We start from the raw sequence: 9,422 nt of genomic DNA, 5'->3' as shown, positions 1-9,422 counted from the left end.
GCTTCTCAGCCCTCGGCACCGCCGAGATCGTTCGCGTGGCATGACATCAGCGGGGAAAGGGGAAGTCACGCCTTAGGCGTGAGTTACGCAACAATGCCTTGTCGACCTCGAAGTCCTCGGCGCCCCATTCATCGTCAAACGGGTGCCAAGCGATGATGAGGGCGGCTTGATCAGACCAGGGGAACACCGGCTCGTCGGAGACGTCGGAATTACCGCATAGGCGGATCGCGACGCTGATCGTTGAGATCACCTTTCCCGGCGAGCTGTCCTTCTTGGACGGTTTCCGGATCTCGAACGTCTGCTCGTAGATCGGAGAGATCCAGTCGGTTGAGTACGAACTATCCCTCTTCTTTGGCTCCGTCGCCACGCCGGCGCCGAATTCCTCATCTTCCAACGCCTCGAACATGCTCTCCCAAAGCGCGTCCAGATCGGCCGAGGCTCGGCGAATATTGTCGGCCGCGACAAAAAGGTTGCGGCCTTGCGCGATGGTTTGGTCGTTGATCATGTCGTCTCTCCGAAGGAGTAATGCGTCGGGACAGCAGTTGGCAGCGGTCGGGCAAGCCAGGGCGGGTGGCCGGGCTTCTCGAACCGGTATGCGGCGCGTTCAGCATGCCGCAGTTCAGGCAGGCCCCTGTAGATCCGGCCCATGTCGGTTTCCTGAAGAAACGCGTCGACTTGCCGCAACCACCGCCCGAGGCCGGGTCCGGTTCCTGGGTGGCTCTGCACCGCGCCAGACACGTCCCGCCAAGTCCGCGCGACGCAGGGCAGGCCCGCTATGACAGTCTCTACGACCGCGTTTCCAAGCATGACGGATGCGACGACCTCGCCATACCGACCCGCCCGCCGCACCACCTCGATCTGCTTGTCGATCTGACGCTCCGAGAGGTTCGCGTGCCACTTGACCTCAACGACGAGCGTCCGGCCGCCGCATGTCAGCAGCACGTCTGGCTCGACCGGTCTGTCATCGGTCCCCTTCAATCTGGGCCAAAGGTGGATCTCGATGTCCTGCGCCAGATCGAAACTCGCAGTCTTCCAGGCGTCCGGGCCGAGCAAGACGTCTACCGCCGCGCGCCGATCGGCAATGGACAGGAGCATCACCGATCCAAACACCGCCGAAGTCACCAAGTCCTCCTGCGGGCGCGTCTTCCCCACGAACTCCTTCGCGCCCCGCGCTCCGAAAAGCCAACGCGCCTTCTTCCGCCCCACCGCTTCCATCATAAGCGCGCCCTCCCTTGACGGGAGACTACTGTGGAACCTGAGGAGATACCACGACTCGCCGAAGGAGGCCCAAGATGTCGCTCGGTTTCTTCATGGTCCTTCGTCGCGCGTGGTGAACTCGCTCTCGCAGCGCTCCGGCCAAGTATATCTTGCGAGAACAGACCCTCGTGTAAGGCGCAGCAAGGGACCGTTTCGTCCCGCACATCGACCACTTGACTGACCCTGCCCGAAGGTCCGCTCTTACCAGCCCCGCCGTCTCGCGCCATGACCACTCTGGGCTGGCTGCCGTCATCTGACAGTTTCGTTCAAGAAAGCTGGAGCATTGCCCGAGACTGAGCTTCCTTCGGGTGCTTTGTGTCAGGTGGAAAACACCAGGCGTGACAAAAGTGACAAAAGACAGACTATCCACCGTATAGGCGGTTTCGTTCTCCCTATACGTGGGATTACGGGGAAACTGTCACGTTTGTCACCGCTGCCGCCCGCTGGTCGGATTTGCACCCTTCCCGCCGCGCTAACCTCGGGCCAATCGACGCCAGGTTGCTTTGCCATACTTGTGGCGTCCTGTCGGCTCCTGTCGTCAATCTTCGGAAACTGTCATGATTACATGGACTTGAGCGGCCTGATATGCTCGGCGCAAGGCAGCACTCAGACACGAGAAATTGCGAGGCGGGGGCAGCGTGACAAAACTGGCTAACAGGCAAGTGGTCGAGATCCGACAATGCCCGATCGCTGACCTGATCCCCTATTCCAACAACGCGCGGACGCACAGCGACGCGCAGGTGGCGCTGATCGCCGGCTCGATCCGCGAGTTCGGGTTCAACAATCCGGTGCTGGTGGACGGCGGTAACGGGATCATTGCCGGGCACGGCCGGGTCCTGGCGGCCCGGAAGCTGGGTCTGGTCAGGGTGCCGGTGATCGAACTGGGGCACCTGACGGAAGCACAGAAGCGGGCCTACCTTCTGGCCGACAACCGACTGGCCGAGCAGGCGGGCTGGGACAAGGAGCTGCTGGGGCTCGAGCTGGCCGATCTGGGCGAGCTGGGGATCGATCTCGGCGAGCTGGGCTTCGACGGCGCCGAACTGGACGCCCTCCTGAACCACGGCGCCGCCGACCCGCGGGAAGAGGCGACACCTGAGCCACCGGCCAATCCGGTGAGCCGACCGGGGGATCTCTGGGTGCTTGGCAACCACCGGCTTCTTTGTGGAGATGCGACCAACGCCGATGACGTGGGCCGGCTGCTGGACGGCGTGCGTCCCCATCTCATGGTCACCGACCCACCCTATGGCGTGAACTACGACCCGGCCTGGCGTAACGAGACCGGGGCGGTCAAGACCAAGCGGACAGGCAAGGTCGCGAACGACGATCGCGCCGATTGGCGGGAGGCCTGGGCGCTGTTCCCCGGCGACGTGGCCTATGTCTGGCACGGTGCGCTGCACGCCACGACTGTCGCCGAGAGCTTGATCGCCACCGGCTTCGACATCCGCTCCCAGATCATCTGGGCCAAGGAACGCCTGGTCCTCAGCCGCGGGCACTACCACTGGCAGCACGAGCCGGCTTGGTACGCTGTCCGCGGCACTGGGCACTGGTCGGGTGATCGCAAGCAATCCACGCTCTGGACCATCCCGAACCGGGACCAGGACGCCGCGACCGTGCACGGCACCCAAAAGCCCGTCGAGTGCATGCGCCGGCCAATGCTGAACAACTCCAGCCCCAGTCAGGCCGTCTACGAGCCGTTCTGCGGATCGGGCACCACTATCATTGCGGCAGAAAGCACCGGGCGGGTGTGCTACGCGCTCGAACTCGACCCGGCCTACGTCGACGTGGCCGTGGAGCGATGGCAGGCCTTCACGGAGCAAGAGGCCTTCCATGCCGAGAGCGGGGAGACCTTTGCAGTCGTCGCCGGCGCCCGGGGGGGGGGCAAAGTCCGGAGCGTTCGATGGGGAAACCGGCGGGGAAGGCACACGCATACGCGGCCACAATTCCGACCGGGGGTCGGGTCGATGAAGGATAGCGGATGATGGCACCGCGCGGCCCAAAGCCGAAGCCGACCCGGCTGAAGGTGCTCGCAGGCACCGCCCGAGCGCATCGCCTGAACCCGGTCGAGCCGACGATCGAGCCCGCCGTTCCGGATGCGCCCGAGCACCTGAGCGATGAGGCGCTCGCTGAATGGAAGCGGGTCACCGACGAGATGGCAAAGGCAGGTATCCTGTCCGCGCTCGATCGCGGGACCTTGGCGGCATACGCCCAAGCCTATGGTCGATGGGTCGCTGCAGAGCGGGCGCTCAGGGTCATGGCTGCCCGGGATGCGGTGACCGCGGGCCTCGTCATCCGCACCCAGAGCGGCAACGCGATCCAGAACCCGCTCGTCGGTACCGCCAACAAGGCGATGGCGGACATGGTGCGCTACGCGGCCGAATTCGGCCTCACGCCCTCCGCCCGCAGCCGGGTCTCTGCGACATACTTTCAAGAGGCAGACGATCCGTTTGCCTGGTTCGAATGAGGGGGACGCAAATGCAGTCGCGCCTGCTCTCCTTGGCCGAAGCCGTAGCAAACGTCACCATCGGGTTCATCGTCGCGCTTCTGACCCAGATGACCCTGTTCCCGGTCCTGGGCCTGCGATTGCCGATGGACCGGCACCTGTTGATCGGGACCGTGTTCACCCTCGTCTCTCTCGTGCGCGGCTACATGCTGCGGCGCCTGTTCGCACGCTATGGCCACGGAGGCGGATGACCATGGGACGACCGCAGATCACGCTCGATCCCGACCAGGTGCGCGAGGTCGAGACGCTGGCGGCATTGCTGAACCAGGACCAGATCGCCGACTATCTCGGCATCGCCCGCAACACCTTCCGCGCCATCTGCGCGCGCGACGACGAGGTTTCTGCGCGCTACAAAAGGGGCAAGGCCAAGGCGATCGCGCATGTGGCGAACGGGCTGCTGCAGAAGGCACGCGCCGGCGACACGACCTGCGCCATCTTCTATCTCAAGACCCAGGCCGGCTGGTTCGACACGCCGAAGGCCGCGCCGCCCGCCGCGCACGCCGAGAAAGCCAACGGGTCAAAGGATGCGCTGAAACGGATGCTCGACCAGATCGCCGAACGCAGCGGCCGGATTGGATGTCCTGCCGATCCGCCGTCGCCGCGCCTCGCCGCCCCTGCGGAAGGGGACCGGGACCTGTGATGCGGGGCCGCAAACCGACGCCGCAGGCAGGAACGCTTGCACGCACCCGGCTTGCCGCGCTCCCACGCTGCCCACCGCACCTGTCCCCGGTGGCACAGAAGGAATGGCGCAGGCTGGCGACACCGCTGCACGAGGCCGGCCTGCTCACGCTGGCCGACCGCGCGGCACTCGCCGCTTATTGCCAGGCCTATGGCCGCTGGGTGGAGGCCGAGGAGCATCTCTCGCGAACGCCGACCCTGATCAAGGCGCCCAGCGGCTACGTTCAGCAATCGCCCTGGCTCACGGTCGCCAACAAGCAGATGGAGGTGATGGGCCGCTACATGACCGAGCTCGGCCTGACACCGGTGGCCCGGACCCGCCTCGACATGTCGATGGACGCGCAGCACGATCCGATCACGAGGATCGAGCTCGTTGCGGTCTACACCGACGAGAACGGCGAGCGTCAGGAAAGCCCGATCGACCAGGGCCACACGGCGCGTCGCCGCGACTCCGCAGAGCCAGAAATCCGTCGGATCGAACTGGACGAGCGCCTTTGAAGCTACACTAAGCCTCTGACGGAATGTAAAAAACTGCCAAACCAACGTTGCGCAGGTGTGTACATGGCGAACCCGACCCCACCGCTCCGCCTCGTCGCCTACGAGCGGGTCTCCACTGCGCGGCAGGGAAGGTCCGGGTTGGGGCTCGAGGCGCAACGCACCGCTATCGACGCCTTCGCCGCCACGACCGGCGCCACCATCCTGGCCCGCTTCACCGAAACCGAGAGCGGCAAGCGCGACAACCGGCCCGAACTCGACAAGGCGCTCAACCTTGCTCGGATCACCGGGGCCACGCTGGTCATCGCCAAGCTGGACCGTCTCTCCCGCAACGCCGCCTTCCTGCTGACCCTGCAGGCGAGTAGCGTTCGCTTCGTCGCCTGCGACATGCCGGAGGCCAACAACCTGACCGTCGGCATCATGGCGCTCGTTGCCCAGCAGGAACGCGAGGCGATCTCGCGCCGGACGAAAGAGGCGCTGGCGGCGGCGAAGGCGCGCGGCGTGACACTTGGCAACCCGAATGGCGCCGCAGCGCTGAGGCGCGCAGGCAAAGGTGGCGTGGCCCTGCGTGAGGCCGTTAGGGGCAATGCAGATGCTTTCGCGCAGGAGCTGGCGCCGGTGGTCGCGGAGATCAGGGCTGCCGGACATACGTCTCTGCGGGCGATGGCCGCCGAGTTGAACGCTCGCGGGATCAGCACTCGGCGCGATGGCTTGTGGCACGTGTCAAACGTGCGGAACTTGCTGGGGCGTGTCGGGCTCTAGCTCATGTGAGCGGTGACATTGCGGAGCTGAGGCCTTCTCCTTGCAGCCTTTCAGGCATCGTCACTGAAGGCCGGCAAATGGAATGCGGCGGCGTCTTCGACCTCGGCAAGACCGGGTTCTCTGACTTCCGCGGGCGTTTCGCCGGTCAGGACGCGCAGTACAGTATGGACGCTGCGCGACAGCGCCTCCAGTTGATAGCCGCCCTCCAGAACCAGCACGAGGCGACCTTCACAGTGCCTGTCGGCGATCTCTTGGACGATGCCGGTCATCGCGGCGAACCCCTCGTGGCTGACATTCAGCGCGAAGTCGGCTTGGTGCGCGTCGAACCCTGCCGAAACGAGGACAAGATCGGGCTTGAACCAGTCGGCAGCCGGCCGGAGCACCTCTCGCATCGCCTTGAGGAAGGCTGCGTCTCCGGCGCCGGCCGGAATCGGCACGTTCACCGTCGTGCCCTCGCCGAGCCCAGCGCCGACGTCACCAAGCAAACCTGAGCCTGGATAGAACGGTGCGGCGCGATGAATGTCGAAGAACAGGACGTCCGGGCTGGCCCAGAATATCTCCTGTGTTCCGTTGCCGTGATGCGCGTCCCAATCGACGATCAATATCCGGGGGAAATTGAGTTCAGCCTGCGCATGCGCCGCGGCGACGGCGACGTTGTTGAACAGGCAAGACCCCCGCGCCCGGACGGATTCAGCATGATGCCCTGGGGGCCGCACGAGCGCGAAGGCGCTATCGGTGCTACCGCTTGCCACAGCCTCGACGGCAGCGATGGCCGTGCCCGCAGCAATCTCGGCAGCCTCGACACTTCCGGGCGACACGGCGGTCGTGTCGACGTCCAGCCAAGCGCTTCGACCGCGCCATCTGTCGATGCTGTCGAGGTACCCGAACGTATGCACACGCGCCAATTGCTCGCGGCTTGCGCTCCGGCCTGTGCCGCGCACCAGCCCGGCAATGGGCTCTGCGTCCAAGAGGTCGCGAATGGCCACGAGCCGTTCAGGCCGTTCAGGGAAATTCCACTTCACTTCCAGCCCGTTCAGGATCTCGCGCACGCGGCGCTCCAGCCGACCCGGCTGAAATGGATCCTCGACCTGCGGTCGGTGCAGCAGCATCCTTTCGTCGAACAGGGCCAGTGCACGGCGGTTCGCCATCGAGCCTCTCCTCTGTAGAGGCGAGCATGCCGCAGATCGGCCGTGGGTAGCAACGATTGACAATCACATGCCGCGCCACCTCGCGCGCAGGTTGCGGGTCAAGGTAGACAGTCGTCGCCGGCCGCGGATCGCCGCAGCCGCCACGGCACGTCTTGGCCGTCCGGAATTTTCTCGAGAGGCTATAACTGCCGAAAAACAGCGCGGTTCATACGTAAGGCTGATCCTTCAGGTCAGCAGTCGGCGCCGCAATTCCGGGTCCGGCAGTGCGCACATGTCGCTACGGCCGAACCGGTAGCGATTGTGCGCGATCCGCCGGTACAGCCATTCGCGCAAGCCTTTGGGCAAGACCCGCATCGGGCTGGCGAGGCGCCCAACCTTGCCCAACCGCTCGCCGATCCGGATGATGGCCTCCATCCCCGACCAGGCCTGCCCCTGATCGATGAAGAGCCATGTCTCGGGATCACGCGGCTCCAGCCCATAATGCCTCGCAAGCGCGGTTCCGGTCGAGGACTGCAAGGGGCAGATGCGAAACTCGCCCTGCCGGTCTAGCCGCGCGATCGTGCGCGCGCCCCAGGAACACAACGCACAGTCGCCGTCCATAATCGCGACAGGACCTGCGTCGTCGAACGCCGGGACCGCCGGATCTTCGCGATATGAGTACGGCGGACGGGGCAGAAGCTTGGCCATCGGACCTCCTGTTCTGCAAGCAGAGTAGATTACGGCTTGTCGCGAGGAAACCCGGGATGGCGCGACGCTTGGCAGGTTCGTCGCCATGCTAGCCCCGCGGTATGGTCGCGCAGCTCGCGCCAGCCACGACGTGAGCTGGGCGCGCGTCATGGCGCTGGAAGTCCGCCACTGGTCTGATACCGCGCCGCCACGCGGCTTGGTGCCCTGCGCGGGATCGCGGCTGCTGGCTTCAGCCTGCCTACCGCGGGGCCGCGCGAGCTACCGCGGGGCCCCGCGAGGCATTTCGATGTTGATCTCCAGGCTCGACATCTGGTCTCCGCGCTCCATGCGGATTTCGACATCGTTCTCCGTGATCGCGACGTATTTCCGGATCGCGGCCACGATGTCGCGTTGCAGCAACGGCAGGTAGTCGGTCTTTTCGACACCGCCGCCACTGCGCTCATGGGCAAGGAGAATCTGCAGCCGGTCCTTGGCGGTCTGTGCGCTTCTGGGGCGGCGCGCCTTGCGAGCAAAGCTGAACAGGCTCATGACGCACGCCCGAAGAGCCGTTGAAACAGCTTGGGACGATGCTCCCCCTCGATCCGCATTTCGACTTCGGTCCCGGTAAGGCGCCTGACGGCATCTTCGTAGGCCCGCCTCGCGACGGACGGTTCGTCGAGGACGACGGGCGTGCCGATGTTCGAGGCGCGCAGGATTGCCGGGCTCTCGGGGATGACGCCCAGAAGCGGCACCGCGAGGATCTCCAGCACGTCCTCGACGGTCATCATTTCGCCGCTTCGCACGCGCGCGGGGTCGTGACGCGTCAGCAGGACCTGCGCCTTGACTGGTTCCGCATCCGCGGTCTCGGCCCGCTTGGTCTGGCTGCTGAGCAGTCCCAGAACACGGTCGCTGTCCCTAACAGACGACACCTCGGGGTTGGTCACGACAACGGCCTCGTCGGCGAAAAACATCGCCATCTGGGCACCGTGCTCAATTCCCGCCGGGCTGTCGCAGACGATGTAGTCGAACTCCTGCTTGAGGTCGTCGAGAACCTTCTCGACGCCCTCCTTCGTCAGCGCATTCTTGTCCCGCGTCTGCGAGGTCGGCAGGATGAACAAATTGTCGAGCCGCTTGTCCCGGATCATGGCCTGTTTCAGCCGTGCATCGCCCTGGATGACGTTGATGAAGTCAAAGACGACACGGCGCTCACAGCCCATCGTCATGTCCAGGTTGCGCAGGCCGACATCGAAGTCGATCACGACGGTGCGAAACCCCTGTTTGGCCAAGCCCGCCGAGATTGCGGCCGCGGACGTGGTCTTGCCGACCCCGCCTTTTCCCGACGTGATCACGATGACCCGGCCGAGGGGCGGCTTTTCCTTCAGTTCGATCGTCATCCGATTACCTCCATGCGCAGTCGGTCGTCTTCAAGGTATACATGCGTGCATCGCTCGCGGGCCGCGTCCTCGAGCGTCTCGCTCGTCTGGTAGAGGCCTGCGATCGCCACCAGCTCCGCTTCGAGGCACCGACAGAAAATGCGCGCGGATTCATCGCCATGCGCGCCGGCCATCGCGCGCCCGCGCAGGGCCCCGTAGACGTGGATCGAGCCGCTCGCGACCACTTCGGCGCCGGAGGCGACGGAGCCGATCACCGTCAGATCACCATGCTCGCTGACGATCATCTGTCCAGAACGGACCGGCGCGTGGACCACCTTGTTCCTGCTGCCGAGGCTTTCGGCGCGGGACCGGCGGTGCCCTCGATTATCGTTCGGCAGCGGCGCATCCTTGCCTGCCGGGACCGCGATGAGGCCCAGTTCCTGAAGGGCATCCTCCGACAGCTGTCCGCCGCCCTGAACGCCGAAGACACGAAGCTTGCGCCGTCGCAGGTTCGCGACCAGCACGCGAAGCCGAGAGAGATCT

The 9,422-nt window shown here is 65.2% G+C and carries 13 protein-coding genes; 6 read left to right on the top strand and 7 right to left on the bottom strand.

The genetic code is table 11. The annotated features are described in order from the left end of the window. Window positions 1-46: 46 nt before the first annotated feature. Together BLW27_RS19925 and BLW27_RS19920 are read right to left on the bottom strand one after the other, a co-directional pair. Window positions 47-505, bottom strand: coding sequence for a hypothetical protein (locus BLW27_RS19925; protein ID WP_089886408.1), 459 nt, complete (start codon window positions 503-505; stop codon window positions 47-49). Then, window positions 502-1,095 (bottom strand): hypothetical protein, encoded by a 594-nt coding sequence (locus tag BLW27_RS19920; protein WP_143042387.1) that lies wholly within the window; start codon window positions 1,093-1,095, stop codon window positions 502-504. Before BLW27_RS19920 ends, BLW27_RS19925 begins: the two co-directional genes overlap by 4 nt. An 800-nt stretch (window positions 1,096-1,895) precedes the next feature. Between BLW27_RS19920 and BLW27_RS19915 the strand changes: the two genes are divergently transcribed. The 6 genes from BLW27_RS19915 (at window position 1,896) to BLW27_RS19890 (ending at window position 5,692) form a co-directional block, all read left to right on the top strand. Next, the gene (locus tag BLW27_RS19915; protein ID WP_425429309.1) at window positions 1,896-3,236 is read left to right on the top strand and encodes a site-specific DNA-methyltransferase; all 1,341 of its coding nucleotides are present in this window, start codon (window positions 1,896-1,898) and stop codon (window positions 3,234-3,236) included. After that, complete coding sequence (locus BLW27_RS19910) at window positions 3,233-3,718, top strand: phage terminase small subunit P27 family (protein WP_218141189.1); 486 nt, start codon at window positions 3,233-3,235, stop codon at window positions 3,716-3,718. Before BLW27_RS19915 ends, BLW27_RS19910 begins: the two co-directional genes overlap by 4 nt. A gap of 11 nt (window positions 3,719-3,729) precedes the next feature. Beyond that, window positions 3,730-3,948, top strand: a complete 219-nt coding sequence (locus tag BLW27_RS19905) for a DUF7220 family protein (RefSeq protein ID WP_245710970.1) — start codon at window positions 3,730-3,732, stop codon at window positions 3,946-3,948. A gap of 2 nt (window positions 3,949-3,950) precedes the next feature. Beyond that, the gene (locus BLW27_RS19900) at window positions 3,951-4,397 is read left to right on the top strand and encodes a hypothetical protein (protein WP_218141188.1); all 447 of its coding nucleotides are present in this window, start codon (window positions 3,951-3,953) and stop codon (window positions 4,395-4,397) included. An 89-nt stretch (window positions 4,398-4,486) separates the two neighbouring features. Beyond that, on the top strand, window positions 4,487-4,933 hold the full coding sequence (locus tag BLW27_RS19895; protein WP_245710969.1) for a phage terminase small subunit P27 family: 447 nt from the start codon (window positions 4,487-4,489) through the stop codon (window positions 4,931-4,933). Window positions 4,934-4,996: 63 nt separating this feature from the next. Continuing rightward, a complete protein-coding gene (locus tag BLW27_RS19890; RefSeq protein WP_089886400.1) occupies window positions 4,997-5,692 on the top strand; it encodes a recombinase family protein in 696 nt (231 codons plus the stop codon). A 50-nt stretch (window positions 5,693-5,742) separates the two neighbouring features. On the opposite strand, the gene BLW27_RS19885 is transcribed toward BLW27_RS19890, so the two are convergent. The 5 genes from BLW27_RS19885 to minC all read right to left on the bottom strand — a co-directional run bounded on the left by BLW27_RS19885 (window position 5,743) and on the right by minC (window position 9,403). Next, complete coding sequence (locus BLW27_RS19885) at window positions 5,743-6,840, bottom strand: histone deacetylase family protein (RefSeq protein ID WP_089886398.1); 1,098 nt, start codon at window positions 6,838-6,840, stop codon at window positions 5,743-5,745. A gap of 225 nt (window positions 6,841-7,065) precedes the next feature. Then, window positions 7,066-7,527 carry a thiol-disulfide oxidoreductase DCC family protein gene (locus tag BLW27_RS19880; protein ID WP_089886396.1) on the bottom strand — a complete coding sequence of 154 codons (462 nt, stop codon included), beginning with the start codon at window positions 7,525-7,527 and terminating at the stop codon, window positions 7,066-7,068. A gap of 258 nt (window positions 7,528-7,785) precedes the next feature. After that, entirely contained in the window at window positions 7,786-8,055 is a 270-nt protein-coding gene (gene minE, locus BLW27_RS19875; RefSeq protein WP_177178017.1) for a cell division topological specificity factor MinE, read from the bottom strand. Further along, a complete protein-coding gene (minD, locus tag BLW27_RS19870) occupies window positions 8,052-8,900 on the bottom strand; it encodes a septum site-determining protein MinD (RefSeq protein ID WP_089886394.1) in 849 nt (282 codons plus the stop codon). The genes minE and minD overlap by 4 nt, the downstream gene beginning before the upstream one ends. Continuing rightward, window positions 8,897-9,403, bottom strand: coding sequence for a septum site-determining protein MinC (gene minC, locus BLW27_RS19865; protein ID WP_245710968.1), 507 nt, complete (start codon window positions 9,401-9,403; stop codon window positions 8,897-8,899). The genes minD and minC overlap by 4 nt, the downstream gene beginning before the upstream one ends. Window positions 9,404-9,422: the final 19 nt, after the last annotated feature.

The sequence above is a fragment of the Citreimonas salinaria genome (assembly GCF_900107235.1).
Lineage (GTDB): Bacteria > Pseudomonadota > Alphaproteobacteria > Rhodobacterales > Rhodobacteraceae > Citreimonas > Citreimonas salinaria.
Note: the sequence above shows the minus strand (reverse complement) of the source record. Positions and strands in the feature narration are given on the sequence as shown.

Coding starts and splice junctions, on each gene's coding strand:
- BLW27_RS19925 (WP_089886408.1), bottom strand. CDS start 505: ATGATCAACGACCAAACCATCGCGCAAGGCCGCAACCTTTTTGTCGCG.
- BLW27_RS19920 (WP_143042387.1), bottom strand. CDS start 1,095: ATGCTCCTGTCCATTGCCGATCGGCGCGCGGCGGTAGACGTCTTGCTC.
- BLW27_RS19910 (WP_218141189.1), top strand. CDS start 3,233: ATGATGGCACCGCGCGGCCCAAAGCCGAAGCCGACCCGGCTGAAGGTG.
- BLW27_RS19905 (WP_245710970.1), top strand. CDS start 3,730: ATGCAGTCGCGCCTGCTCTCCTTGGCCGAAGCCGTAGCAAACGTCACC.
- BLW27_RS19900 (WP_218141188.1), top strand. CDS start 3,951: ATGGGACGACCGCAGATCACGCTCGATCCCGACCAGGTGCGCGAGGTC.
- BLW27_RS19890 (WP_089886400.1), top strand. CDS start 4,997: ATGGCGAACCCGACCCCACCGCTCCGCCTCGTCGCCTACGAGCGGGTC.
- BLW27_RS19885 (WP_089886398.1), bottom strand. CDS start 6,840: ATGGCGAACCGCCGTGCACTGGCCCTGTTCGACGAAAGGATGCTGCTG.
- BLW27_RS19880 (WP_089886396.1), bottom strand. CDS start 7,527: ATGGCCAAGCTTCTGCCCCGTCCGCCGTACTCATATCGCGAAGATCCG.
- minE (WP_177178017.1), bottom strand. CDS start 8,055: ATGAGCCTGTTCAGCTTTGCTCGCAAGGCGCGCCGCCCCAGAAGCGCA.
- minD (WP_089886394.1), bottom strand. CDS start 8,900: ATGACGATCGAACTGAAGGAAAAGCCGCCCCTCGGCCGGGTCATCGTG.